We start from the raw sequence: 25,772 nt of genomic DNA on the forward strand, positions 1-25,772 counted from the left end.
GCGGCGCGGCGTGACTCATAGACTTCTGCCGTGGCAGATACCCCCGCAGAGGATGCACCGCGCTTCAGTCCCGTCATCGCGCTCCTCGCCGTTTCTGCCTCGTGGGAGGCCCAATTGGCGGCCGAACTGCGTGATCTCGGGATCTCGACGCGCAAGTTCGGCCTGCTCGGTCACATCGGCGCGGAGCCCGGGATCTCCTTCTCGGAACTCGCCCGCAGATCCCGCATCACGGTGCAGTCGGCTCATGCCGCCGTCCACGCCCTCGTCGACGACGGGCTGGTCGCCGACGCGACGGCGCAGGCCGGAGCGGCGAGCGACCTGAGCGTCACCGAGCGTGGGGCTGAGGTCCTGCGGGACGCGCAGGACCGTCTGGAGCGGCTCGACGAGTCACTCTCGCACTCGTTGCCGCGGGTGGCCGAATCGCTCGGCGGCATCCGAGCGGGTGTGATCGAGTGAGCGCGCGGGCCGCGACGATCCGTCGACGCGAGGGCGCGCTGCGGAGCATCGCCCGCGTCGGCCTCGCGGTCCTGTTGACGGCCGCCGGCGTCGCGCACCTGACGGTGCTCCGGCGCGGGTTCCGGATCGCCGTTCCGGACTGGGCGACGCGCCTGTTCCGGACCGACAAGGACACGATCGTCGTCGTGTCCGGTGTCGTGGAGGCGGGGTTGGGGGCCGCCCTCATCGCGCTGCCGCGTGAACGGCGCCGCGTGGGTCTGGCTGTCGCGGCCCTGTTCGTCGCCGTGTTCCCCGGCAACGTCCATCACTGGCGATCGGGTCGCGACGTGCCGGGGATGGACTCCGACGCCAAACGCTTCGCCCGGCTGTTCTTCCAACCGGTGCTCGTGCTGTGGGCGCTGTGGGCCACGCGGCGATGACGCGACCGACGCCATCCTTCAGGTAGGCTGAAGGAGTGTTCCGCACCCCTCTCTCGATCTTCCGCATCCTCGCCATCGCCGAGGTGTTCTCCTGGACCCTCCTCATCGCCGCCCTCATCGTCCGCGCGGTGGGAGGTCCGGCCGTCGCCGTCACGATCGGCGGCGGCATCCACGGCTTCGTCTTCCTGTCGTACGGGGCGACCGCCATCCTCGTCGCTCTCAACAACCGGTGGAGCCTCGGCACCTCGGTGCTCGCGGTGGGTTCGGCGGTCATCCCGTACGCGACGCTCCCCGTCGAGAGGTGGCTGCACCGCACCGGTCGCCTCGACGGTGCATGGCGGCTCGAAGAGACCTCGGACCCCCGCGACCGGCGGCCGATCGACCGGCTGCTGCGCTGGTTCCTGCGCCACGCGGGCATCCTGGTCGCCCTCATCGTGGTGGCGGTGGTCGCCCTCTACGTCATCCTGCTGCTCGTCGGTCCTCCCGGAGGACGGTGAGCGTCACCGACGCGTCGACACCGTCACGGTGAACTTCGCGTCGCGCGCGACCTGACGGGTGGGCCCGACGAGGCGCTCGAGATCACCCCGGTACCGCATCCCCGAGTTCCAGACGCACCACAGCTCACCGCCCGGACGCAGCACGCGTGCCGCGTCCGCGAACAGGCGGAACGCGAGCCGCTCGGTCAGCGCCGCCCCGCTGTGGAACGGCGGGTTGAGGGCGATGAACGACGCGGATGCCGCGGGCCGGCCCGCGAGCAGGTCATCGCGGGCGACCTCGACCCGACCCTCGACACCGTTCGCGGCGGCCGTCGCCCGTGCCGAGGCGACCGCCGCGGCGGACTGATCCGAGGCGTAAACGTATGCCGCCGGATGCCGCGTCGCGAGGTGCGCGGCGACCGCACCCGTCCCGCACGCCATGTCGATGAGCGGGTCCTCCGGCGATCCGCCGGCGGGGTCCTCCGGCAGATGTGCGATCAGGAGCCGCGTGCCGTTGTCGAGCCGTGCCCCGGCGAACGCACCGCCGAAGGCGCGGATCTCGAGGTCGCCCTCGCGTCCCGCCGCCGGTGCGGGCTCGTGGCCCGCGCGTGGGTCGCGCGCGAACAGGACGCGTGACTTCTGCCGGGCGTGCGAGACGTCGATCCGTCCGAAGTGCTCGCCGAGCACGTCGTTCATCGCGAGGGTCATGTGCTTGAGGCGGCCGCCGGCCACGACGACGACGTCGGGGGAGGCGTGCGCGGCGACGAGCGCGGCGACGTCGCGGAGGGCGTCGAGCGCGCGGGGCAGGCGGAGGAGCACGACCCGCGCGTCGCTGACGGCGTCGGCGTCGAGACCGACGACCCGGATGCGATCGCTCAGCCCGAGCTCCTCGGCGTTCCGGGAGATCGCCCGCTCACCGGCCAGCGCATCCTGGTGCACACGGACGTCCCGCGCGCCGTCGTGCGCGGCCGCCAGGGCGAGAGCGCCGTGGGTGTCGCCGATCGCGACGATCGACCCGGTCGGTGCGTCGGCGCGGAGGCCGGCCGATTCATCCAGGATGAGGCGGTCGGCGGCATCCGATGCCACCAGGTCGGGACCTTCGACGTCGGGGCGACGGGAGAGCCGGTCGAAAGGGAACGGGGTGGGGCTCGACACCTCACCAGCGTAGGCGAGGGCGCCGCCGGCGCCCGGCGGGGGGATACTCGGAGGATGAAGACAATCGCTCGCTGGGCTCTCGCCGGCGCCATGGTGTTCGCCGGACTCAGCCACCTGTTCTGGGCGCGCAAGGAGTTCCAGGCGCAGGTCCCCGACCTTGTGACCGACACCCTCCCGATCGACAGGGACGGCGTCGTCGTCGCCTCCGGGGCCGTCGAGATGATGCTCGGCGCCGCGCTCGTGGTGCTCCCGAAGGAGCGGCGCCGCATCGGCGTCATCCTCGCCGCCTTCTTCGTCGCGATCTTCCCCGGCAACCTCGACCAGGCGCTCAAGAAGCGCGACGGCTTCCGGCTGGACAGCGACACCGCGCGCTGGCGTCGCCTGCTGTTCCAGCCTGTGCTCGTCGCCTGGGCGCTCTGGTCCACGCGCGACTGATCCGGCCGCGAACGACGATGCCCTCGACCGGTGAACGGTCGAGGGCATCGTTTCGTGCCGAGGGGTCAGGTGCGCATCCCGCCCGTCCGCAGCCGCGACAGCGCGTCGACGGTGGCGGCGAGGATCAGGACGCCACCCGTGACGAGGAGGTTGAACCCCGCGTCGAGCTGCAGAAGCCCCAGTCCGTTGATGATGACCGCGATGACGAGAGCGCCGATCGCTGCGTGGATGAGGCGTCCTCGACCACCGAACAGACTCACGCCGCCGACGACGGCCGCCGCCACTCCCGAGAGGACGATGTCGCGACCGACGGCACCGTCGACCGAGCCGACGCGCGCCTGGTTGAACAGCAGTGACACGACGGCGAGGCCCGAGGCGGCGACGAAGCACCACCACTTCACCCACCGCACCTTGATGCCGGCGCGGCGAGCCGCCTCGGCATTGCCGCCGATGGCGTAGACGTACCGGCCGAACCGGGTGCGGTCGAGGACGAACGTGCCGATGAAGAGGATCGTCAGCACCACCGGGACGATGATCGGCACGCCCTCGATCGGGATGATCGACTGCGACCGGTTGAGGTTCAGCACGAAAACGGCCACTCCGCCAAGGATCGCGAGCACGGCGAGCTTGGCCCACACGAGGGCGATCGGACGGTTGGGCACGCCGGCGCGGGTGCGGCGTCGGCGATCCCAGTACGACAGGCCGCCCGAGATCAGCAGCATGACCAGCAGCATCACCCAGCCGCCCCAGACGGGCAGGCGTCCGTTCTGCAGCGCCAGCAGCTCCGGCGCCTCGATCGGGTAGAGACCGCCGGCACCGATGATGAGCAGGGCGAGGCCCTGGTAGCCGAGGAACAGACCGAGGGTCACGACGAATGACGGGATGCCGATCCTCGCCACGAGGAATCCGATCAGCGCTCCGGTGGCCAGGCCCACCACGAACCCGATCGCCAGGGCGGGCGGCCACGGGATGTCGAATTTCACGTTCAGAACGACGAACGAGGCGACGCCGACTCCGCCGGTGACACCCGCCGACAGGTCGATCTCGCCGAGCAAGAGGACGAACACGAGCGCCATGCCGAGCACGACGAGGGATGCCGCCTGGCTCATCAGGTTCGCGAAGTTGATGGGGGTGAAGAAGTACTGGCTCAGCGTGCTGAACAGGATCACCAGCAGGATGAGGCCACCGACGGCGGGAAGGGCGCCCATTTCGCCGCCGCGCACGCGCTGGAGCCACGCCTTGATCTGGTCGCCGACGCCCCCTTCGACGCCGCTGCCGATGAGGTCGCTCACGACGGGGTCGGGTGCCGCCGCGGTCCGGGTGCTGGTGCTCATGCGTCGCCTCCGACGGGGATGGTGGATGTGCCCACGAGCTGAACGCCCGGCGGGATCTTGGTTCCGGTGATGTAGCCGACGATCTCGTCGCGGGTCGACTCGGCCGTCGGGACCTGGGCGACCATCTGGCCGAGGTACAGCACGGCGATGTCGTCGGCGACGGCGAAGACATCAGCCAGGTTGTGGCTGATGAGGACCACGGCGACGCCCTGATCGGCGAGGCGCCGGACCAGGTTCAGCACCTGCTCCGTCTGCGCGACGCCGAGGGCGGCGGTGGGTTCGTCGAGGATGACGACGCGCGCCTTCTTGAGGACGGCACGTGCGATCGCGACCGTCTGACGCTGACCTCCGGAGAGGCTCGACACCTTCTGCCGGACGCTCTTCACGGTTCGCACCGACAGGGAGCGCAGCGTGTCCGAGGCATCCTTCTCCATGCGGCCTTCGTCGAACGTGCCCCCGATGACCTCTTCGCGTCCGAGGAACATGTTCTGGACGATGTCGAGGTTGTCGCAGAGGGCGAGGTCCTGATAGACCACTTCGATGCCCAGGGCGCCTGCTTCGCGGGGGGTCCGGAGCGACTGCTCCTGACCGTCGACGAGGATCTCGCCGGTGTCGTAGGGCTGCACGCCGGCGAGGCCCTTGATGAGGGTGGACTTTCCGGCGCCGTTGTCGCCGACGAGGGCGGTCACCATGCCGGGTCGGACCGTGAGGTCGACGCCTTTGAGGACGCTGACCGGTCCGAAGGACTTCGTGACGCGGCGGAGTTCGATGATGGGTTCGCTCATGCGGGTTCTCCAGGGAGGTCGAGGGGTGTCGCGCAGACAGAGGGGAGTGGGGATGCCGCGGATCGCGGCATCCCCACTCCCGTCAGATCACTCGACGCCGAATTCGGTGCACTTGTCGGCGAGGCTGACGCCGGCGATCTCGCCGGTGCAGACGTCCGAGGCGGAGGCGTCACCGGCGGCGACGACGTCCTTGACCTTGTCGGGGCCGACGAGCTGCGGCGTGACCGAGATGTACGGCGTGCCGTCGTCGAGCTTCTGGTCGGCCGTCGGCGTCGACCCGTTCAAGAGGTCCGTTGCGACCTTGATGGCGGCCTCGGCCTCGTCCTTGACGGGCTTGTAGACGGTGGCCGTCTGCCATCCGGTCAGGATGTTGCGCAGGCCCTCCACGTTGGCGTCCTGGCCCGAGACGGCGACACCCTTGAGGTCGCGGTCCTGGAGCACCTTGATGACGCCGTCGGCGTTGGTGTCGTTGGCGGCCCAGACTCCGTCGACCTTGCCGCCGTTCGCGGTCAGTGCCTGCTCGAAGTTGGTCTGGGTCTTCGCGCCGTCCCAGACTCCCGGGGGCTCGGCGACCGGCTTGATGCCCGCCGCTTCCATGACCTCCTTCGCGCCCTTGAGGAACATCGCGGCGTTGCCGTCGGTCGGGTCGCCGCCCATGTAGAAGACGGCGGCCGTCTTCGGGTCCTTGTTCGCGGCCTTGAGGCCGTCGAGGACGGTCTGCCCCTCGAGCTTGCCGACCTCGACGTTGTCGAAGGAGACGTAGTAGTCCGCGCCCTTGAAGGGGCGGTCGTACGCGATGACGGGGATGCCCTGAGCCTTCGCCTTGGTGGCGACGCCGACGGCGGCGCCGTTGTAGTCGACGAGCATCATGACGCCGCAGCCCTTGGTGAGCTGTTGGTCGGCGATCGTCGTGTACTTCGACGTGTCACCACCGGCGTTCTGGATGTCGACCTCGAAGCCGGCGCCCGTGAGGCCCTCTTCCAGGTACTTGCGGTCGAAGTTCTCCCACCGCGGCGACGACGCGGCGTCGGGAAGGATGACGCAGGCGCGCCCGGCTTCAGCGGGAGCCGCGCCACCGCTCGAACCGGCGGGCGCCGGGGTGCTCGTGCTGGAACAGCCGGCGAGCAGGAGTGCAGCGGCCCCGAGGGCTGCGGCAACGGACAGGGACTTCTTCATCGTTCGCCTTTCGACAGTGAAATCGAGCGAGCGCGACATCGCGCTTGACGATGATCTTGATGTGTTCACGAAATGAAGTCAAGATGTGAACATAACGCTTTCGTCACCGTCGACGGTCGGCCCGAACCCTCCGAGGAAGCGCTGCGCGGCGAGCGTACGGACTAGGTCCGACCCGTGCCGAGGCGGCTGCGGCGAGTGACGGCATCCAGCGCCACGGCGAAGACCAGCACGGCTCCGGTGACCATGTACTGCACCGACGAGCTGAGGTTGATGAGCGTGAATCCCGACGAGATCGCCTGGATCACGACGACGCCCAGGAGCGCGGCGAACGCCGACCCGCGTCCGCCGAACAGCGAGGCGCCGCCGATGATGGCCGCCGCGATCGCATTGAGGTTCGTATCCGCCGCGCCGGTGCTCTGGTTGGCCGCCGCGAGCCGGGCCGCGGCGAGGATGCCGCCCGTCGCCGCGAGCACCGAGCACAGCACGAACACCGAGACCACGACGCGGTCGACGCGGATGCCGGCCCGTCGCGCCGCCTCGATCGAGCCGCCGACCGCGAACACCGATCGGCCCCAGCGGGTGCGCGTCAGCGCCAGATGCGCGACCACGACGAGGACGACGAAGAGGACGAACATGAGTCCCACGCCGCGCGAGAGGTTGAGGTACCAGGATCCGCCGGCGAGACCGACGAGGAGCAGGGCGCCCCGGATCACGATGATGACCGTGCGCGTGCTCTCCAGTTCCGCGGCTGCTCGTCGCCGGGCCCGGCTGAGGAGCGTGGCGGTGTAGGCCAGCGCGGTCGCGGCCGACAGCACGTACGACAGCCAGGGCGGGAGGTACATCTGCTGGGCGAACTGCACGATCCACGAGTCGAAGGGGAGGTTGATCGAACCGGCGTCGCCCAGCACCCACAGCTGCACGCCGAGCAGGCCGAGCAGCCCGGCGAGCGTCACGACGAAGCTCGGCAGGCCGAGCGTGCTGCGCAAGAGCCCGTAGACGGCTCCCACGATGCCTCCGGCGGCGACCGCGGCGCCGATCGCGAGCACGAAGGGCCACTGCAGCTGCACGGCGCCCACCGTCAGGATCGCCGCCGCCACCCCCGACATCGAGCCGACCGACAGGTCGATCTCGCCGATGAGGAGGATGAGGACGATCCCGAGCGAGATCGTGCCCATCGCAGCGCACTGCATCAGCAGGTCGCTGAGGTTCCGGCTGGTCAGGAAGACGGGGTTGAGCGCCTGGAACACGACGGCGATCACGACGAGAGCCAGCACCACCGGCATCCGTCCGACGTCGCCGGATCGCACCCGGGTGAGAACGAGGCTGAGGATGCCGCCCTCCCGGTTCATCGGTCGCCGTCCACGCGGCGCCGGGCATCCGCGAGCGGGATGACGGGAGCCCGGGGTTCGTCGGGCGGGCTGACCGGCCGAACCGGGTCGAAGGCTCCCGTGATGGCGGCGATCAGCACTTCGCTCGTCGCCGTCTCGGCGTCGAACTCGCCGTTGTTGCGGCCGAGGCGGAGGACCACGATGCGGTCGGCGACGGCGAGCACATCGGTGAGGTTGTGGCTGATGAGGACGACCCCGTGGCCCCGGTCGCGCAAGCGCTCGATGAGGTTGAGGACCTCGGCGGTCTGTGCCACGCCGAGGGCAGCGGTCGGTTCGTCCAGGATCACGATGCGCGGCTCCCCGATGAGCGACCGGGCGATCGCGACGGTCTGACGCTGGCCACCCGACAGCGTCGAGACCGGCACGCGGACCGACGGGACCTTCGCCGCGAGTTCGCGCAGCAGCATCCAGGTCCGCTCTTCCATGCCCACCTCGTCGAGGCGACCGCGCTCGATGAGCTCCCGACCGAGCCACAGGTTGGCGACGACGTCGAGGTTCTCGCAGAGCGCGAGGTCCTGGAACACGGTCGCGATGCCGAGGTCCTGCGCGTCCGCCGGGCTCGAGAGCTGCACGAGCTCGCCGTCGAGCTCGATCGTCCCGGCGTCGGCGGGGTGGACGCCGGCGAGGATCTTCACGAGCGTGGACTTGCCGGCGCCGTTGTCGCCGACGAGGGCGACGACCTCGCCCTCGCGGACACGGAAGTCGACACCGTTCAGGGCGCGGACGGCGCCGAAGCGCTTGTCGATGCCGCGCATCGACAGGACGTGATCGCCGGTGCGACGGGGGGAGACGCTCACGCTCGGTGCTCTCATTCCAGGCCTGCGGCGGCGCAGGCCTCGGCGTAGGTGGGGGTGCAGATGTCCGCGATGGTCCAGAAGCCGTCCGCGACGACAGTGGAGGCGATGTTGTCCACGGTGACAGCGACGGGGGTCAGCAGGGTGGCCGGGATGCCGTCGATCGTCGTGTCGCCGGAGGGCTTGTCGCCGGCGGCGAGCTGCACGGCGACGTCGGCGGCGATCGTGGCCTGCGTGCGGATCGCCTTGTAGACGGTCATGTACTGATCGCCCTCGACGATCCGCTGGAGCGCGGTGAGCTCGGCATCCTGCCCCGTGACGATGGGGAACGGCGAGACGTCCGCGGCGCGGAGGGCGGCGATCGCACCGCTGGCGGTGCCGTCGTTGGCGGCGTACACGGCGGCCACCTCATCGCCGTACTGCGCCAGCTGACCCGAGACCCACGCCTGCGCCTTGTCGGGACTCCAATCCGGGGTGTCGTACTCGGCGAGCACGCGCAGACCCGCCGCGGCGATCACTCGGCGGGCGCCGTCGCGGAACTGCGCCGCGTTGCTGTCGGTGGGAGCGCCGTGGACCATCAGGATGCCGCCGTCGCTGCGACCCTCCTTCTCGAGGCCTGCCACGAGGGCCTCCGCCTGCAGTTCGCCGACACGCTCGTTGTCGAACGACACGTAGTACGCGGGCTTCCCGCCGCCGATGATCATCCGGTCGTACGAGATGACCGGCACGCCCTCGGCGGTCGCCGCCGCGAGGATGGATGCCGCGGCCCGGCCGTCGACGGGGTCGAGGACGAGGACGGCGGCTCCTGCGGCGAGCGCGGACTCCGCCTGCTGCTGCTGCCTCGCGGCATCCTGATCGGCGTTCGTGTACAGCACCTGCGCGTCGCCGAGCTCCGCGATGCGCTTCTCGAAGACGGGCCGATCGAAGGTCTCGTAGCGCGCGGTCTTCTTGTCGGGGAGGAGCAGCGCGATGATCGTGCGCGGCGATGAGTTGTCGGGGAGGGCGCAGCCCGAGAGTGCGGCAGCAGACGCCGCCACGAGCAGGACGGCCGTGAGCAACCGTCTCATGCGGGGAACGCGACCAGATCTGCGTCGACGGCCACGTGATCGAGGGCCAGGGCGATCGCGCCGCGCGTCTCGGCCCACTCCGCGAAGGCGGACGCGACGATCTCGGGCACCCCGCCGCCGAGGATCGCGCGCTCCAAGGCGTGCCGGAGCGGAGCGAGGAGGATCTCGCCCGCGCGGGCCAGCTCGCCTCCCACGACGATGCGCTCGGGGTCGATGAGGTTGCACAGGCTCGCCGCGGCGATGCCGATGTGGCGGCCGGCATCCGCGATCGTGCGCTGCGCGGCGGGTACGCCGTCGCCCGCGGCCGTGACGAGGTCACGGAGGCGATGGATGCCGTCGGCCTCGCTGAAACCGGCCAGGAGCGCAGGACCGGCGGCCACCGTCTCGAGGCAGCCGCGGTTGCCGCAACGGCAGCGGCCACCGTTCTCGTCGATCGTCATGTGACCGATCTGTCCGGTGCGTCCGCTGGCCCCGCGAAAGAGCTCACCGTCGACGAGGAGACCGGCGCTGATCGAATGCCCCACGGTCACGTAGACGGACGAGGATGCCCCGCGGGCGGCGCCTTCGCGGGCCTCGGCGAGTGCGCCCAGGTTCGCTTCGCTGTCGACATGGACGGGACGCCCGATGCGCGCCGAGAGGCTGCGGGCGATGTCGACACCGTCCCAGCCGGGGAGGAGACCGGGCGTGGAGATGACCGAGGTGCGGGGATCGACGGGGGCCGGCAGCGCCAGACCGACCGCCAAGAGGTCGGACAGCGATCCGCCGAGACCCTCGACCATGTCGCCGAGCAGCAGGCTGAGCCGGTCCAGCTCGGCGTCGTGTCGATGATCGGGGGCGAGGGGGAGCGAGGTCTCGGCGACGACCGAGCGGGTCGCGTCGGCGATGGCGACGTGGAGCTTCCGCGTGGAGAAATGCGCGCCCGCCACGAGCCCGACCTGTCGGGCGAGCGAGACGAGGGTCGCGCGGCGACCACTGCGCGAGGTGAACGAGGTGTGCAGAACCCCCGTCGCCGTGAGCTCTTTGACGATGTTCGACACCGTCGCGGGGGAGAGCCCGGTCGCGCCTGCGAGCTCGATCTGCGTCAAGCGCCCATGCCGCTTGAGCGAATCGAGCAATCGTGCACGATTCGCCTCTCGCAGTGAAGACTGCGAGCCGGGCGGAGTTGACCGGCGAGCCACGGGGCCACCCTACCGTGCGGCGTGGTCGCGGGCGGGGCTCTTCGGGTCAGGAGGCGTCGACGGCGCGGACGCGGACGATGTTCGTCGACTCGTCCAGCTCGGCGATCTTCGGGTGCGCTTTGACGAAGTCCGAGAACGAGCGGTGGCCGAGGGACTTCTCGCTGAACGACGGGTCCATTCGTTTGAGCAGGTTCTTCACCGCCGACAGGTGCATCCACTCCTCGTCGGTACGGACCTGCTCGAGGCGCAGCGCGCGCGAGAGGAGCTGTTCGACGGGGTCGACGGCCTTCCGCCGACGGCGGCCCGCCTGGGGCGTGCTCTCCGGGGCGGGTTCGGGCTCGGGGGTCGCGACCCCGGGGAGGGCGTCGTACGCGTCGAACTGGTCGCACGCCGCCGCGAGCGATTTGGCCGTGGACCCGGCGACGCCGACGGCGACGACGAAGCGCCCGAGCCGCTTGCACCGCTGCGCGAGCGGGACGTAGTCGCTGTCGCCCGCCACGATCACGACGTGGGTGAGGTCCTCGAGGCGGAAGAGGTCTTCGACGGTGTCGACGGCGAGACGGATGTCGGCGCCGTTCTTCGCGTAGGCGGCCGCGGGGAACAACTGCACGAGGTCGACCGCGCGGGCGACCAGCTGTTGGCGGTAGAGCGAGTTCACCGGCGACGACCAGTCGGCGTAGGCGCGGGTCAGGACCAGGGTTCCGAAGGATGCCGCGTAGTCCATGATCGCGCCGACGTCGATCATGGCGGCGGCCAGGCGCTCCGAGATCTCCTTCTCGTCGGGGTCGGCCGCGATCCGTTGCCGATCCCGCGAGTAGCTGTTGCGACCGTGGACCCGGTCGTACCAACTCATGACGATGTTGTCGAAATCGAGGTAGACCGCGACGCGGGGGATGGAGGAATCCGGCATCCCCCCAGTCTTACAGTTCGCGTGCCGCCGATGTTCCGGGAACCTGATCGCGCAGGCCCAGAACGAACTCGAGGATGTCGCGTGCGGGGGCGGAGCGGACGGTGCCACGACCGAGTGTCCAGCCGTCATCGCTCGCGCGGAGCGAAGAACCCGCGACCGCAGCGCGCCGGTCGAAAGACATGCGCGTGACGGCATACAGCGCGACGGCGCCGCTGGTGGTCGCAGAAAGGGCGATCGGCCGGTCGCCGGCGAGCTCCAGGAGGGCGCGCGTCGCCGCGACGAGGGAGCGGATGCGCACGCGGCGTCCGGCGAGGATGGCCTCGACCACATCGGCGAATCCCGGATCGTCGGATGCGGGGAGACCGGCGGCGCCCAGGAACGCGACACGCTCATCCGCGGTGCGCGCCAGGGGAGCAGCGAGTCGCACGACCTCGGCGAGGGCGGTGCGCCAATCGCCCGTGACACCGGCTTCGTCGACGCGTTCCCGATTGCTGAGCGGCAGGTGGCGCGACACGTCGGACATAGCGGTCAGCATAGGTGCGGCGCGCACGTCCGGCTGCGGCGAAAGGCTCGGCGTGCATAATGGGCCTCGGTCCGTGTGACCGTGAACATGGCCCGAGGGGGACCGATGAGCGACGATGCCGGCGGCCGGAGGGCGAGTATCCGCGACGTCGCGCGCCGAGCGGACGTCTCGCACCAGACGGTCTCACGCGTCCTCAACGACCACCCGAGCATCCGGCCCGAGACCCGCGATCGGGTCCTCGCGGCCATGCAGGAACTGTCGTACAGCCCGAACCCCGCGGCCCGTGCGCTCGTCACCAGCAGGTCGAGGACCATCGGGATCCTGGCGGCGTCGTCGACGCAATACGGTCCGGCGTCATCGATCGCGGCCATCGAGGCCGCCGCGCAGGCGCGGGGCTACTGGGTGTCCACGGCCAACATCGACCCGACGGACCCCCAGTCGATTCCCGACGGGCTGTCGTACCTCATGGCGCAATCCGTCGAGGGGCTCGTCGTCATCGCCCCGCAGGTCCGGGTGATCCGGGCCCTGGCCGCGCAGGCGGTCGGCGTGCCCTACGTGACCCTGCAGTCGACCGACGTCGACGCCGGCCACACCCTCGCGGTCGACCAGATCGCGGGCGCGCGCCTGGCGACACGCCACCTCATCGAGCTCGGGCACCGCTCGATCTACCACCTGGCCGGTCCGCAGGACTGGATGGAGGCGGAGTCGCGGATGCGCGGCTTCCTGGAGGAGATGAGCGCCTGGGACATCGCCACGACGGCGCCGATCCTCGGCGATTGGACGGCGGACTTCGGGTACTACGCGGGGCGCGAACTGCTGGGTTACCGGGACTTCACGGCGATCTTCTCCTCGAACGACCAGATGGCGCTGGGGCTCCTGCACGCCATCCGCGACGAGGGCCTGGACTGCCCGCGCGATGTGAGCATCGTCGGCTTCGACGACATCCCCGAGGCGGGCCACTTCTGGCCGCCACTGACGACGGTGCGCCAGGACTTCGCCGAACTCGGCCGGCGCTGCGTCGAACTCCTGCTCGACGGGTCGGCCGCCGCAGCGGCCCCGGTGCTCACGCCGGACCTCATCGTGCGTTCCTCGACGGCGCGCGCAGCGTCCGTCTGACGCCGTCCGCGCGTCGTGTTGACACGGCCCGGGTCCGAGGTGCATAGTCATCCGATGTGAACGGTCACATGACCGCCTCCGATGTCGGTGGCGGTGACCGCGCAAGACGAAGGAGTCGGGCAAGTGGTGTCGAAGGACGACGCGGAGCGGTACGTGAACGGGGTGAAGACCGAGGTCGCCGTCGCGCGCATCCGCGAGCGGGTGGCATCCCTCCTGGTCGATCTCGCCGGTCGCGGCCTCGCGTCGACGACGCTGTCCGAGCGGGTCCCCGACGCCGACCTCTTCGTGACCCGGCCGGTGTTGGCCGACGACGAACTCGCTCCCGAGAACATGATGGTCGTCTCGCTCGACGGACTGTCGGTCCCGGGCACCCCCGGTGACGACGGCGTCCTGCCCGACGACGTGGAGCTGTACGCGGCTGTCCTGAAGGATGCCGGCGCCGTCGCCCTCGTGCACCTCGAAGCCGGCCATGCGGCGGCGTGGGCCGCCCGCGGCGCCGCGATCCCGTGTCTGACGGCGCAGGCGGCACGTGAGTTCGGCGGCGCGGTGCCCGTCATCGCAGGTCCGGACGTGTCGGCGCCGGCGGTCATCGATTCCCTCCGTGAGGCGGATGCCCCGGCCATCCTCGTCGCCGGGCTCGGCGCGCTCTGCGTCGCGGCGAGCGCCCGCGAGGCGGTGCGTCTCGCCCAGGTGCTGGAGGGCGTCGCCCGGACAGCGAGCCTCGCGTCGGAGGCCGAGCCGCTGGGAGCGGACCTCATCGCCGACCTCTCCGGCCGTGCTCGCGCACGCCGGTCCACGATCACCGACGGCCGCCGGTAGCCCGATACCGGGCGCGGCCACTCAGAAAGACCCTCACCAGGGGTAATGCGCACAACCGAACACCACGACACCGAAGTCCAGGGAAAGGGACCACAGTGAAACTCAAGAGGATCATCTTCGTCGGCATCGCAGCCGGCGCGCTCGCGCTCTCCGCGTGCTCCACCGCATCGACCGGCGGCGGCTCCGAAGGCGGCAAGGGCGACGGCGGCCTGATCGGCGTCGCCATGCCGACCAAGAGCTCCGAGCGTTGGATCCAGGACGGCAACGCCGTCAAGAAGGCGCTGGAGGACCAGGGTTACAAGGTCGACCTCCAGTACGCCGAGGACGACATCCCCACGCAGGTCTCGCAGATCGAGAACATGATCACGAAGGGCGCCGAGGCGCTCATCGTCGCCTCGATCGACGGAACCACCCTCACCGAGGCACTGCAGAACGCCGCCGACGCCGACATCCCCGTCATCGCCTACGACCGCCTCATCAAGGGCACCGAGAACGTCGACTACTACGCGACGTTCGACAACCAGCTCGTCGGCAACCAGCAGGCGTGGACCGTCCTGAACGGCCTGGGCCTGACCGACCTCGAGGGCAAGCCGGTCGCCGACCCGCCCAAGGGACCGTTCAACATCGAGCTGTTCGCCGGATCGCTCGACGACAACAACGCGTTCTTCTTCTTCAACGGCGCAATGGAGGTGCTCAAGCCCTACATCGACAACGGCACCCTCGTCGTGAAGTCGGGCCAGACCACCATCGAGCAGGCCGCGACGCTCCGCTGGGACGGCGAGACCGCTCAGAGCCGCATGGAGGACATCCTCACGGCCAACTACAGCGACGGCACGAAGGTCGACGCGGTCCTGTCGCCCTACGACGGCATCTCGCGCGGCATCATCTCGGCGCTGGCCGATGCCGGCTACGACGTGGGTGACGAGTGGCCGATCATCTCCGGCCAGGACGCCGAGGTCGACTCGGTCAAGGCGATCCTGAGCGGCGAGCAGTACGCCACGATCTTCAAGGACACGCGCGAGCTCGCGAAGGTCGCCGCCGGCATGGCCGTCGACGTGCTGAACGACGAGAAGCCCGAGGTCAACGACGAGGAGACGTACGACAACGACGTGAAGGTCGTTCCCTCGTACCTGCTCGCGCCGGTCCCCGTCGTCAAGGACAACGTGAAGTCCGCGCTGGTCGACACCGGCTACTGGACGGAGGCTGAGCTGGGTCTGTGACCCGGTTCGTCTGATCACCACCTGCGTCGGCGGCGGGTCCGCCCGCCGCCGACGCATCCCATCCCCCCACCACGGAAGTCGGAGATCGTGACCGAGACCATCCTCGAGATGCGCGGCATCACCAAGACGTTCCCGGGCGTGAAGGCGCTCTCGAACGTCAACTTCGCCGTCGGGCGCGGCGAGATCCACGCCATCTGCGGCGAGAACGGCGCCGGCAAGTCGACCTTGATGAAGGTCCTGTCGGGCGTCTACCCCCACGGCACCTACGACGGCGAGATCCACTACGCCGGCGACGTCGTCGAATTCAAGAACCTGCGTGACAGCGAAGCGCGCGGCATCGTCATCATCCACCAGGAGCTGGCGCTCAGCCCGTACCTGTCGATCGCCGAGAACATCTTCCTCAACAACGAGCGCAGAGGCGCCGGCGGACTGATCGACTGGAACCAGACGAACTTCCAGGCCGCCGCGCTCCTCAAGCGCGTGGGTCTGCGCGAGAACCCGACGACGAAGGTCAACCAGCTCGGCGTCGGCAAGCAGCAGCTCGTCGAGATCGCCAAGGCCCTGTCGAAGGAGGTCAAGCTCCTCATCCTCGACGAGCCCACGGCCGCTCTCAACGACGAGGACTCGGACCACCTGCTCGAACTGATCCTCAGCCTCCGCGAGGAGGGGATCACGTCGATCATCATCAGCCACAAGCTCAACGAGATCAAGAAGGTCGCCGACACCGTCACGGTCATCCGCGACGGGAAGACGATCGAGACGATCGCGAAGACCGATGTGACCGAGGACCGGATCATCAAGGACATGGTGGGCCGTGACCTCGAGCACCGCTACCCCGACCACGAACCGCAGATCGGCGACGAGCTGCTCCGCGTCGAGAACTGGACGGCCCACCACCCGCAGGACCCGAGCCGCGTCGTCGTCGACGACGTGTCGATCACGGTGCGTGCGGGGGAGATCGTCGGGATCGCCGGCCTCATGGGCGCCGGTCGCACCGAATTCGCGATGAGCCTGTTCGGCCACAGCTACGGCACCCGCATCTCGGGCAAGGTCTTCATGCGCGGCAAGGAGATCCGGACGCGCACCGTCTCGGAGGCGATCGCGAACGGCCTCGCGTATGCGACCGAGGATCGGAAGACCTACGGCCTGAACCTCATCGACGACATCAAGCGCAACATCTCGGTGGCATCCCTGAAGAAGCTCGAGAAAGCGGGGCTGGTCGACGACAACGAGGAGTTCGCCGTCGCCAACCAGTACCGCAAGAGCATGAACATCAAGGCGCCGACCGTGCTCGCCAAGACGGGGAAGCTCTCGGGCGGCAACCAGCAGAAGGTCGTCCTCTCGAAGTGGATCTACTCGGATCCCGAGGTGCTGATCCTCGACGAGCCGACGCGAGGGATCGACGTCGGAGCGAAGTACGAGATCTACACGATCATCAACAAGCTCGCGGCGGCAGGCAAGGGCGTCATCGTGATCTCGTCGGAGCTGCCTGAGCTCCTCGGTATCTCGGACCGCGTGTACGCACTCTCAGAGGGTCGCATCACCGGCGAGGTGCCCATCAGTGACGCCACCCCCGAACACGTCCTCAAGCTCATGACCATGGAGAAGCCCCGCTGACGGGGCAGGAGACACACATGTCGAACACCACCACAACCCCGGAAACCGCCGCCGGCGGCGGCATCAATCCGCCCGAGAACCGGGTCACCCGCTGGGTGACGACGGTCCTGTCCGATCTCGGCCGCAACGGCATCTTCATCGCGTTGATCGCCGTCGTCGTCCTCTTCGCGATCACGACCGAAGGCATCCTGCTGCGCCCGCAGAACCTGTCGAACCTCGTCGTCCAGAACGGGTACATCCTCGTCCTGGCCATCGGCATGGTGATGATCATCATCGCCGGTCACATCGACCTGTCCGTCGGCTCCGTGGCGGCCTTCATCGGCGCCGTATCCGGCGTCCTGGCCGTCGACATGGGACTCCCGTGGGGCGTCGCGATCATCCTGTCGCTGCTCATCGGCGCCCTCGTGGGCGCCTGGCAGGGATTCTGGGTGGCCTACGTCGGCATCCCCGCCTTCATCGTGACCCTCGCCGGCATGCTGATCTTCCGGGGCCTTGCTCTCGTCGTCCTCGGAAACCAGAACATCGGCTCGTTCCCGACTGAGTACCGTTCGCTCGGTAACGGGTTCCTCTCCGGTCTGTTCGGCGAGTCCGACCCCGACGTGTTCACGCTCGTCGTCGGTGGCGTCGCCATCATCGCCCTCGCCGTCCAGCAGGTGCGCACCCGGCTGGGACGACAGAAGTACGACCAGGACGTCGACCCGCTGCTGTGGTTCATCGTCAAGCTCGCTCTCATCGCCGTGGTGATCGGTTGGTTCACGTTCGCCCTCGCCTCGTACAAGGGCATCCCCGTCACGCTCATCGTGCTGGCGGTCCTCGTCCTCGTCTACGGCATCGTCATGAACCGCAGCGTCTTCGGCCGCCACATCTACGCCATCGGCGGCAACCGTCACGCGGCGGAGCTCTCGGGCATCAAGACGCGGCGCGTGGACTTCTGGCTGTTCGTCAACATGGGCGTCCTCGCCGCTCTCGCCGGTCTCATCTTCACGGCGCGACTGAACCTCGCCGGCCCCAAGGCGGGCGAGGGCTTCGAGCTCGAGGCCATCTCGGCCGCCTTCATCGGCGGCGCGGCGGTGCAGGGCGGTATCGGCACCATCGGCGGTGCCATCATCGGTGGCCTCATCATCGGTGTCCTGAACAACGGCATGTCGATCATGGGCATCGGCATCGACTGGCAGCAGGCGGTCAAGGGACTCGTGCTGCTGTTCGCCGTCGCCTTCGATGTCTACAACAAGCGACGGGCCGGTCACTGACATGGCGAAGACGTCGAACACCGCGTCCGACCTCGAGCGGCCCCGCGTCACGACGGCGCGCATCACGATGTGGATCTGCGGCGGCGCCGTCGGGATCTACATGGTTGTCAGCGGCCTGATCGGTGCGCTGACCACCGGCTGATCCATCCGTTCGGATTGTCGACCCGCATCCCCTCTCTCCCTCGTGGAAGAGGGGATGCGGCGTCTCACCGCCCGCTCATAGACTCTGGCCCATGCCTTTCGTGATCTCGCTCCTCGTCCTGGCGGGGATGATCTTCGCGCTCGTCGACATCATCACGCGGGACCAGAGCCTCGTGAAGCACATGCCGAAGACGGTGTGGCTGTTCGTCGTCATCCTGCTGCCGTTCCTCGGAACCGTGCTGTGGTTCGCGATCGGGCGCGAGTACCCGCAGCGCGAGGTGCGCCGGGCGCCGCAGTTCGCGCCGTGGGCGACCGAACCCCCTGCAGCGCCGACGGGCGCGCACGACGCCCGGTCGACCGAGCAGCAGCTCGCCGACCTGGAACGCGAGATCGAGGAGGAGCGGTTGCGCGCCGAACTCGCCCGACGTCGCCGGGAGCTCGGCGACCCGGCCTGATCCGCGTCAGCTACGCGGGTAGACGACGCCGATCTGACGTCGGATCTCGTCGAGGGTGCCCATGATGGCGATGCTCTCGTCGATCGGCAGCAGGTCGCTGTCGGTGCGCCCCTCGGCGATGAGTCGTTCGGCGTAGAGGGCCTGGAACTGCATGCCGCGACCGTCGATCTCGGTGCGGAACTCCTCGACGAGTGCGCCGTCGACATCGAAGACGCGGAAGGACGTCGGTGCGTAGAAGACGCCGTCGATCTCGATGCGACCCTTCGTCCCGACGATCTGCGCGGCGTTGGCGCCGGCACCCCGCATGGACGTGAGGAGCGAGGACACCCCGCCCGCGGCGTGACGCACGGCGATCGCCACATCGGTGTCGGCGCCCGTCTCACCCAGCTGCGCCGTCGCGAGGACCTCGGCGGGCGCACCGAGGACGTCCCAAGCGAAGGAGACGGGGTAGATCCCGAGATCGAGGAGTGCACCGCCGCCGAGGGCGAGATCGTTGAGCCGGTGATCGGGGTCGGTGGGGAGGTTCTGCGTGTGGTCGGCGCTGAGGACCCGCACCTCGCCGATGACGTCGGCGGCGAGGACCTCTCGCAGGCGCACCATGTGGGGCAGGTACCGCGTCCACATCGCCTCCATCGCCAGCAGGCCGTGATCGGCGGCGAGATCGCGGATCGCGACGGCCTGGTCGGCGTCGAGGGTGAGGGGCTTCTCGATGAGCACGTGCTTGCCGTGTTCGAGGGCGAGGGCCGCGCACGCGAGGTGGTGACTGTGCGGCGTCGCGATGTACACGATGTCGACCTCGGGGTCGGCGACGAGCTCGTCGTACGACCCGTAGGAGCGGGGGATGCCGTACTGCGCGGCGAACTCCTGCGCCGACTCCGTGCGGCGCGAGCCCACGGCGGTGACCGTCAGGCCGGCTGTCTTCAGGTCGGCGGTGAAGGCGTGCGCGATGCCACCGGTGGCCAGGATTCCCCATCGAAGTGCGGTCATGTCCCGAGCCTATCGGCGGCTGGCGTCCACCCGACCTAGAGTCGACTCGTGGTCACGACTCCCGACGCCGCCCTCGACCGCTTCCGCGAGCTCCTGCGGATCCCGACGGTGTCGCTCGACCCCGATGCCCCGGATGCCGACGGCACGGCGTTCCTGCACTTCCACGACACCGTCGCGCGGCTCTATCCGCACCTGCACGCGTCGCTCGAGCGCGAGGTCGTCGCCGAGTACTCCTTGCTGTACCGCTGGCGCGGGAGGGATGCGGCATCCCCGCTCGTCCTCATGGCGCACATCGACGTCGTCCCCGTCGTCCCGGCGGAGTGGACGCACGACCCGTTCGCGGCGGAGGTCGTCGGGTCCGGCGACGCGGCCGAGGTCCACGCCCGCGGGGCCGTCGACGACAAGGGCTCGCTCGTGGCCGTCCTCGAAGCCGTCGAGTCCCTCGTCGCCGAGGGGTTCGCACCCGAACGCGACGTCTACCTCGCCTTCGGGCACAACGAGGAGGTCGCGGGCGACGGTGCGCAGGCGATCGTCGAGGTGCTGCGGGACCGCGGCATCCGCCCCTCGCTCGTCCTGGACGAGGGCGGCGCCGTCGTGGAGGGAGCCCTGCCGGGAGTGACCGTCCCGACCGCCGTCATCGGCGTCGCCGAGCGCGGCGTGATGACCGTGCACCTCACCGCCCGCGAGCTCGGCGGTCACGCCTCGACGCCGCCCCGCGATCCCGCGACCGCGCGACTCGCGCGGGCCGTGCTGCGCCTGCACCGCCGTCCCTTCCCGACGCGGCTCGTGCCGCCGGTGCGGGCGATGTTCGAGACGGTCGCGCCGCACACGACAGGGCCCCTCCGCCGTGTGTTCGCGAGCATCGGGCTGACCGGGCGGCTGCTCGTGAAGGTGTTCCCGCGTCTCGGACCCGAGCTGAACGCGCTGGTGCGGACCACCGCCGTCGTGACCGAGCTCTCCGGGGCGACGGGGGCGAACGTCCTCGCGACGTCGGCGCGGGCGAGCGTCAACGTGCGCCTGCTCCCGGGCGACACCGCAGCCTCGGCGGAAGCCCGCATCCGCCGGGTCCTCGGCGATCCGCTGATCGAGGTGGAGGTGGTCTCGGCATCCGATCCGTCGCCGGTGTCGCCGTGGTCGGGTCCCGCATGGGATCGGCTGGTCGCCGCGACCCTCTCGGCGCTCGGCGACGACGTCCTCCCCACGCCCTACATCCAGCTCGGCGCGAGCGACAGCCGGTGGTTCACGGCGATCAGCGACCACGTGTACCGCTTCACGCCGTTCCACCTCACTCGCGGCGAACGCGAGGCGCTGCACTCGCACGACGAGCGGATCCGCGTGGGCTCGTGGTTGCGAGGGATCGGGTTCTACCGCGACCTGCTGCGGAAGAGCTGACTCAGCCCGCCAGCGCCTTCGAGATCCGCTGCAGCGACACGGGCTCGGCGGTGCCGAAGCGCTGGGCGAACAGGCTCACCCGGAACTCCTCGAGCAGCCAGCGGGCGTGCTCGAGGCGTGCGGGCGCGCCGGCCGGCAGCGGGAGGGTGCCCCCGGCATCCGCGAACAGGACGGCGGCGCGCTCGTACTCGGTCATCCGCTGCCGGTCGCGGCCCGGGTTGTCCGCGAGTCCGTCCACGCGCTCCTTCGCACCCTGCAGGTAGCGGGGCAGGTGCGCGAGGCGCGTGGTTCCGGTGCGCGAGAGGAACCCGGGGTGGATGAGACCGGCCAGCTGGCTCTTCACGTCGCCGAGTGCGGCGAGCAGGGTCATGGAGTTCTGGTTCTTCACCGCGCGCTCGACGTCGCGCTGGAGGGTGAGGATGCGGGCGGCCAGCGACACGGTCTGGAACAGTTCGTCGACGACCCGAGCGGAGAACGCGTCGCGGGCGGCGGTGAACGCAGCCTCGGTACGGATGACCGCGTCGCCCATGACGGCGTCGGCGACGGCGACCCGCGCATCCTCGATGAGCGCCTTGGCGGACGGATACGGCGATGCTGCCAGGGCGAGCTTTTCGGGCGCCGTCAGGTGGTCCATGACGTACGCGGTGGGAGAGGGCACAGCGAGCAGCAGCAGACGCCGGGCGCCCGCGCGGGTGAGCTCGGCGGCGCGTTCGGCGGTCGCCTCGATGCGCAGCGACACCCCGTCCTTCGCGTCGACGAGGGCCGGGTAGCCGCGGACGACACCGCCGGCGACCTTCGTGTCGACGACCTCGGGGAGGTCCCCGACGTCCCACGTCGTGATGCCGGTGCGCTCGATCGGAGCGCTCGCGGCGGCGACGGCCGCGGTCGGGGATGCCGCCGGCTGCGGCCCGCGCTTCGGCGCGAGCGAGCGGGCGACCGACTCGCGGGCACGGCCGGCGAGTCGGTCCTGCAGCTCGCGCAGGTCGCGGGACGACCCGACGGTGCGTCCGCGCTGGTCGACGGCGCGGAACGAGACGCCCAGGTGGGCGGGCACCCTCTCGAGGTCGAAGTCGCGCTCGGTGACCGGCTGATGCGCGATGCGCTGGATGCGTGCGGCGAGGGCTGCGCGGAGAGTGGATGCCGGGAGCCCGTCGGTGTCCTCGGGGCCAGATCCGCGCAGCTCGTCGCCGAGGGTGGTGGCCCAGTCGGCGGCGGGGACGACGTGCCTGCGGATCGCTTTGGGGAGCGCCTTGATGAGGCCGGTGACGAGCTCGTCCCGCATACCGGGGACCTGCCAGTCGAAGCCGTCGGGGCGCAGCTGTGCGAGCAGGGCGAGCGGGACGACGACGCTGACGCCGTCGTCGGGGGCGCCGGGCTCGAAGCGGTAGGCGAGCGAGAGCACCTGGTCGCCCTGACGCCAGCGCGTCGGGAAGTCGCGCTCGTCGGTCCGAGCGGACTCGCCGAGCAGGTCGGCCTCGGTCATGTCGAGCAGCTTCGGGGTGGCGGGCTGCGTCTCGCGCCACCATGTCTCGAACGAGCGCACGTCGAACACGTCGTGCGGCACGCGCGCGTCGTAGAAGGCGTACACGGCCTCGTCGCCGACGAGGATGTCGCGGCGTCGCTCCCGCTCCTCGATGCGCTCGAGCTGACGGCGGAGCTCGCCGTTGCGTCGCTCGAACGCGGTGAGGCGCTTGTCGAGGTGCTGACTGTTCCACTCGCCCTCGACGAGGGCGTGACGCAGGAACAGCTCCCGCGCCAGGTCGCGATCCCGTCGGGCTAGCTGCACCCGGCGGCGCGGGATGATCTCGACACCGAAGAGAGTCACCTTCTCGGCCGCGACGGCAGCGCCGGCATCCTTCGACCAGTGCGGGTCGCTCAGACTGCGGTTCGCGAGGTCGCCGGCGAGATCCTCCGCCCAGGCGGGGTCGATCGCAGCGACGGTGCGACCGAACAAGCGCGACGTCTCGACGAGCTCGGCGGCCATGACGGCGTCGGGGGAGGCCTTGCGCAGACCCGACCCGGGGAACACCGCGAACGACGCGCCGCGGGCGCCGCGGTACTGCGGCAGGGGCTTCCGCGCGTTCTTCTTCGCGGGGTCGGTCGTGACCGAGCGGGTGTCGAGGATGCCGATGTGCGAGAGGAGTCCCGACAGGATCGCGCGGTGCAGCGCATCCGGGTCGGCGGCTCCCGACGCCTGACGAGGGGCATCCTTCGGCGAACCGGAACGGGAGAGCGTCGAGAGCTGACGGTGCACGTCGAACCACTCGCGGACGCGGACGTAGTTGAGGTGCTCGCTGCGGCACAGGCGCCGGAAGGCGCTCGAGCCGAGCTCTCGCTGCTGCTCGCGCAGGTGGTTCCAGAGGTTCAGCAGGGTGAGGAAGTCGCTCGTCGGGTCGACGAAGCGCACGTGCAGACGGTCGGCCTCCTCGCGGCGCTCCTCGGGACGCTCGCGGACGTCCTGGATCGACAGTCCCGACACGATCGCGAGCAGGTCGCGCGAGACGCCCAGCTTCTCGGCCTCGAGCAGCATCCGCGCGAACCGCGGATCGATCGGCAGGCGCGCGATGCGGCGGCCGAGGCTCGTCAGGCGCAGGGCGCCGGTGCGCCCGCCCACGGCGCGGAGCTCGGTGAGCAGCTCGACGGCCGCCTTCACGCCGCGGCTGTCGGGCTTCGTGAGGAACGGGAACTCGGTGACGTCGCCGAAGCCGAGCGACAGCATCTGCAGGATGACCGAGGCGAGCGAGGTGCGGAGGATCTCGGGCTCGGTGAACTCGGGGCGCGCGGTGAAGTCGTCCTCGCCGTACAGACGGATCGCGATGCCCGCCGACGTGCGACCGGCGCGCCCGGAGCGCTGCTGCGCCGAGGCCTGCGAGATCGCTTCGATCGGCAGCCGCTGGATCTTCGAGCGCACGCCGTAGCGGGAGATGCGCGCCGTGCCGGTGTCGACGACGTAGCGGATGCCGGGGACCGTGAGGCTCGTCTCGGCGACGTTCGTGGCGAGGATGATCCGGCGCCTCACCCCGGCGACAGCGGACGGCTCGAACACGCGGTGCTGCTCGGCGGAGGAGAGTCGGCCGAACAGCGGCAGCACCTCGGTGGGGCGGGCGTCCTTCGCGTAGAGGCCGCGGACGGCATCCATCGCGTCGCGGATCTCGGCCTCGCCGGGGAGGAAGACGAGGACGTCGCCGTCGGGCTCCCGGTCGAGTTCGCGGAGGGCGGCGAGCAGGCCGTCGACGTCGTCCTCGGACTCCTCGTCGTGCGCGCGGTAGCGGATCTCGACGGGGTACGTGCGGCCGGAGACCTCGATGATCGGGGCGGGGACGCGCTCGCCGTTCGGGCCTGTCGCCGCGAAGTGGGCGGCGAAGCTCTCGGGGTCGATCGTCGCCGAGGTGATGATCACCTTGAGGTCGGGACGCTCGGGCAGGATGCGGGCGAGGTAGCCGAGCAGGAAGTCGACGTTCAGCGACCGCTCGTGCGCCTCGTCGACGATGATCGTGTCGTAGCGGCGGAGCAGTCGGTCGCGGTGGATCTCATTGAGCAGGATGCCGTCGGTCATCAGCGTGACCTGCGTGGCCTCGGTCACCTCGTCGGTGAATCGGACCTTGTAGCCGATCGCGCCGCCGAGGGGCACCTGCACCTCGTGCGCGAGACGCTCGGCGATCGACCGGGCCGCGATGCGGCGGGGCTGGGTGTGCGCGATGCGGGTGCGGCCGAGTTCGAGGCACATCTTGGGCAGCTGGGTGGTCTTGCCCGAGCCGGTGGCACCGGCGACGATGACGACCTGGTTCTCCGCGATGGCGCGCGAGATCTCGTCCCGCGCGGCGCTGACGGGCAGCTCCGGGGGATACGAGATGACGGGGGCGGGTGCGGACACAGCCTTCGATGGTATCGCGCGGGCGGATGCCTCCGGTCGCCCGGCCCGCCGGCGGTGCGGCTCAGCGGTCGGAGTTCTGCGGTTCGTCGAGCAGCGGCAGGTCCGCTGCCGTCACGAGACGTGAGAGCACCGCGTGCTCGACCAGGCGCGCGCGGCGGTTGGTGGCGAGCTTCCCGGCGCCGCCGCGGAGCCCCTGCACTCCCTCGCGATCGAACTTGTCGCACACGTTGTCGAGCTTGCGGTTGAAGGTCGTCAGCGGCCAGCCGAGCCGCTCCGCCGCCTTCGCGGAGGTCGGGATCTGACTCGAGCCCATCATCCCGCCGCGCAGGATCGGCTCGCAGAGGGCGATCAGAAGCAGGCGCTGGGTGGCCGTGAGGGGGACCGCACCGATCGTCGTCCCGCCGTCCGTGCTGTCGCCGTCCAGCTCCACCGCGCGACCCGTGAAGCGCGCGGCGCCGTTGCGGATCGTGAACTCGTACGTGAACGCGCCGGCGGTGAACATGACGACGAGTTCGGGGAAGACGAGCGGCACGCGCGTCCCCGGTCCGAGCATCGCCTGGTACGCCCCATCCGAGGTCGCGAGGGCCACCGAGATCGACCGGCCCGTGTTCGTGAGCCACCACATGCCCTGCGAGGACTCGATCTCGAGCAGGCGACGGTGCAGGTACGGGTTCGTGTCGATGACGAGGTCGGCGTCCCGTCCGATCGAGAAGGTCTCTCCGGGCGTCGGGTGGAACCATTCGCCGCAGAACTCGATGCCGAGCTCGGCGGCGTCGGTCTCGGCCGTCATCTCTATGTCTTCCGC

Annotated in this window: 25 protein-coding genes; 12 read left to right on the forward strand and 13 right to left on the reverse strand. The window is 70.0% G+C overall.

Annotation, left to right across the window (positions count from 1 at the left end; all coding sequences use genetic code 11):
- Window positions 1–30 precede the first annotated feature (30 nt).
- Genes Q9S78_RS09265 through Q9S78_RS09275 form a run of 3 tightly spaced genes read left to right on the forward strand, consistent with a single transcriptional unit; the run spans window position 31 to window position 1,372 of the window.
- Window positions 31–456 (forward strand): MarR family winged helix-turn-helix transcriptional regulator, encoded by a 426-nt coding sequence (locus Q9S78_RS09265; RefSeq protein ID WP_026303000.1) that lies wholly within the window; start codon window positions 31–33, stop codon window positions 454–456.
- Entirely contained in the window at window positions 453–875 is a 423-nt protein-coding gene (locus tag Q9S78_RS09270) for a DoxX family protein (RefSeq protein ID WP_116228838.1), read from the forward strand. The genes Q9S78_RS09265 and Q9S78_RS09270 overlap by 4 nt, the downstream gene beginning before the upstream one ends.
- A gap of 35 nt (window positions 876–910) precedes the next feature.
- Window positions 911–1,372, forward strand: a complete 462-nt coding sequence (locus tag Q9S78_RS09275) for a DUF3817 domain-containing protein (RefSeq protein WP_018188429.1) — start codon at window positions 911–913, stop codon at window positions 1,370–1,372.
- A 3-nt stretch (window positions 1,373–1,375) separates the two neighbouring features.
- Here the strand turns inward: Q9S78_RS09275 and Q9S78_RS09280 are convergent, their stop codons facing one another.
- Window positions 1,376–2,506: a class I SAM-dependent methyltransferase gene (locus Q9S78_RS09280; protein WP_311870064.1), complete on the reverse strand. Its 1,131-nt coding sequence runs from the start codon at window positions 2,504–2,506 to the stop codon at window positions 1,376–1,378.
- A 54-nt stretch (window positions 2,507–2,560) separates the two neighbouring features.
- On the opposite strand from Q9S78_RS09280, the gene Q9S78_RS09285 reads away from it, so the two are divergent.
- Window positions 2,561–2,941 (forward strand): DoxX family protein, encoded by a 381-nt coding sequence (locus Q9S78_RS09285; RefSeq protein ID WP_311870065.1) that lies wholly within the window; start codon window positions 2,561–2,563, stop codon window positions 2,939–2,941.
- Window positions 2,942–3,006: 65 nt separating this feature from the next.
- Here Q9S78_RS09285 and Q9S78_RS09290 read toward each other — a convergent pair whose 3' ends face one another.
- The 9 genes from Q9S78_RS09290 to Q9S78_RS09330 all read right to left on the reverse strand — a co-directional run bounded on the left by Q9S78_RS09290 (window position 3,007) and on the right by Q9S78_RS09330 (window position 12,096).
- A complete protein-coding gene (locus tag Q9S78_RS09290; RefSeq protein WP_018188426.1) occupies window positions 3,007–4,275 on the reverse strand; it encodes a sugar ABC transporter permease in 1,269 nt (422 codons plus the stop codon).
- On the reverse strand, window positions 4,272–5,060 hold the full coding sequence (locus Q9S78_RS09295) for an ATP-binding cassette domain-containing protein (RefSeq protein WP_018188425.1): 789 nt from the start codon (window positions 5,058–5,060) through the stop codon (window positions 4,272–4,274). Before Q9S78_RS09295 ends, Q9S78_RS09290 begins: the two co-directional genes overlap by 4 nt.
- A gap of 87 nt (window positions 5,061–5,147) precedes the next feature.
- Window positions 5,148–6,236 carry a sugar ABC transporter substrate-binding protein gene (locus tag Q9S78_RS09300; protein WP_018188424.1) on the reverse strand — a complete coding sequence of 363 codons (1,089 nt, stop codon included), beginning with the start codon at window positions 6,234–6,236 and terminating at the stop codon, window positions 5,148–5,150.
- A 161-nt stretch (window positions 6,237–6,397) separates the two neighbouring features.
- On the reverse strand, window positions 6,398–7,585 hold the full coding sequence (locus Q9S78_RS09305) for an ABC transporter permease subunit (RefSeq protein ID WP_311870066.1): 1,188 nt from the start codon (window positions 7,583–7,585) through the stop codon (window positions 6,398–6,400).
- On the reverse strand, window positions 7,582–8,421 hold the full coding sequence (locus tag Q9S78_RS09310; protein WP_020097000.1) for an ATP-binding cassette domain-containing protein: 840 nt from the start codon (window positions 8,419–8,421) through the stop codon (window positions 7,582–7,584). Before Q9S78_RS09310 ends, Q9S78_RS09305 begins: the two co-directional genes overlap by 4 nt.
- An 11-nt stretch (window positions 8,422–8,432) precedes the next feature.
- The gene (locus tag Q9S78_RS09315) at window positions 8,433–9,485 is read right to left on the reverse strand and encodes a substrate-binding domain-containing protein (RefSeq protein WP_311857186.1); all 1,053 of its coding nucleotides are present in this window, start codon (window positions 9,483–9,485) and stop codon (window positions 8,433–8,435) included.
- On the reverse strand, window positions 9,482–10,663 hold the full coding sequence (locus tag Q9S78_RS09320; RefSeq protein ID WP_311857185.1) for an ROK family transcriptional regulator: 1,182 nt from the start codon (window positions 10,661–10,663) through the stop codon (window positions 9,482–9,484). The genes Q9S78_RS09315 and Q9S78_RS09320 overlap by 4 nt, the downstream gene beginning before the upstream one ends.
- A 46-nt stretch (window positions 10,664–10,709) precedes the next feature.
- The gene (locus tag Q9S78_RS09325) at window positions 10,710–11,573 is read right to left on the reverse strand and encodes an NYN domain-containing protein (protein ID WP_018188419.1); all 864 of its coding nucleotides are present in this window, start codon (window positions 11,571–11,573) and stop codon (window positions 10,710–10,712) included.
- A gap of 10 nt (window positions 11,574–11,583) precedes the next feature.
- Entirely contained in the window at window positions 11,584–12,096 is a 513-nt protein-coding gene (locus Q9S78_RS09330; RefSeq protein ID WP_311870067.1) for a hypothetical protein, read from the reverse strand.
- 105 nt (window positions 12,097–12,201) lie between these two features.
- Between Q9S78_RS09330 and Q9S78_RS09335 the strand changes: the two genes are divergently transcribed.
- The 7 genes from Q9S78_RS09335 to Q9S78_RS09365 all read left to right on the forward strand — a co-directional run bounded on the left by Q9S78_RS09335 (window position 12,202) and on the right by Q9S78_RS09365 (window position 18,714).
- Window positions 12,202–13,212, forward strand: a complete 1,011-nt coding sequence (locus tag Q9S78_RS09335) for a LacI family DNA-binding transcriptional regulator (RefSeq protein WP_018188417.1) — start codon at window positions 12,202–12,204, stop codon at window positions 13,210–13,212.
- Window positions 13,213–13,338: 126 nt separating this feature from the next.
- Entirely contained in the window at window positions 13,339–14,031 is a 693-nt protein-coding gene (locus Q9S78_RS09340; protein WP_311870068.1) for a class II aldolase/adducin family protein, read from the forward strand.
- Between the two features lie 95 nt (window positions 14,032–14,126).
- Complete coding sequence (chvE, locus tag Q9S78_RS09345) at window positions 14,127–15,251, forward strand: multiple monosaccharide ABC transporter substrate-binding protein (RefSeq protein ID WP_018188415.1); 1,125 nt, start codon at window positions 14,127–14,129, stop codon at window positions 15,249–15,251.
- A gap of 87 nt (window positions 15,252–15,338) precedes the next feature.
- Window positions 15,339–16,868 (forward strand): multiple monosaccharide ABC transporter ATP-binding protein, encoded by a 1,530-nt coding sequence (gene mmsA, locus Q9S78_RS09350; protein WP_018188414.1) that lies wholly within the window; start codon window positions 15,339–15,341, stop codon window positions 16,866–16,868.
- Between the two features lie 17 nt (window positions 16,869–16,885).
- Window positions 16,886–18,118 carry a multiple monosaccharide ABC transporter permease gene (gene mmsB / locus Q9S78_RS09355; RefSeq protein WP_018188413.1) on the forward strand — a complete coding sequence of 411 codons (1,233 nt, stop codon included), beginning with the start codon at window positions 16,886–16,888 and terminating at the stop codon, window positions 18,116–18,118.
- Between the two features lies 1 nt (window position 18,119).
- Window positions 18,120–18,260 (forward strand): hypothetical protein, encoded by a 141-nt coding sequence (locus tag Q9S78_RS09360; RefSeq protein WP_018188412.1) that lies wholly within the window; start codon window positions 18,120–18,122, stop codon window positions 18,258–18,260.
- A gap of 91 nt (window positions 18,261–18,351) precedes the next feature.
- On the forward strand, window positions 18,352–18,714 hold the full coding sequence (locus Q9S78_RS09365; protein WP_020097006.1) for a PLD nuclease N-terminal domain-containing protein: 363 nt from the start codon (window positions 18,352–18,354) through the stop codon (window positions 18,712–18,714).
- 6 nt (window positions 18,715–18,720) lie between these two features.
- Here Q9S78_RS09365 and Q9S78_RS09370 read toward each other — a convergent pair whose 3' ends face one another.
- Window positions 18,721–19,701 carry a Gfo/Idh/MocA family protein gene (locus tag Q9S78_RS09370; RefSeq protein ID WP_311870069.1) on the reverse strand — a complete coding sequence of 327 codons (981 nt, stop codon included), beginning with the start codon at window positions 19,699–19,701 and terminating at the stop codon, window positions 18,721–18,723.
- Window positions 19,702–19,749: 48 nt separating this feature from the next.
- Here Q9S78_RS09370 and Q9S78_RS09375 point away from each other — a divergent pair, with 48 nt between their 5' ends.
- The gene (locus Q9S78_RS09375; RefSeq protein WP_311870070.1) at window positions 19,750–21,093 is read left to right on the forward strand and encodes a M20/M25/M40 family metallo-hydrolase; all 1,344 of its coding nucleotides are present in this window, start codon (window positions 19,750–19,752) and stop codon (window positions 21,091–21,093) included.
- Window position 21,094: 1 nt separating this feature from the next.
- Here the strand turns inward: Q9S78_RS09375 and hrpA are convergent, their stop codons facing one another.
- Together hrpA and Q9S78_RS09385 are read right to left on the reverse strand one after the other, a co-directional pair.
- Complete coding sequence (gene hrpA, locus Q9S78_RS09380) at window positions 21,095–24,967, reverse strand: ATP-dependent RNA helicase HrpA (RefSeq protein WP_311870071.1); 3,873 nt, start codon at window positions 24,965–24,967, stop codon at window positions 21,095–21,097.
- Between the two features lie 61 nt (window positions 24,968–25,028).
- Window positions 25,029–25,757, reverse strand: coding sequence for an FHA domain-containing protein (locus tag Q9S78_RS09385; RefSeq protein WP_018188407.1), 729 nt, complete (start codon window positions 25,755–25,757; stop codon window positions 25,029–25,031).
- Between the last annotated feature and the right edge of the window lie 15 nt (window positions 25,758–25,772).

Origin of the sequence: Microbacterium aquilitoris, assembly GCF_031932285.1 — a bacterium.
GTDB lineage: Bacteria > Actinomycetota > Actinomycetes > Actinomycetales > Microbacteriaceae > Microbacterium > Microbacterium aquilitoris.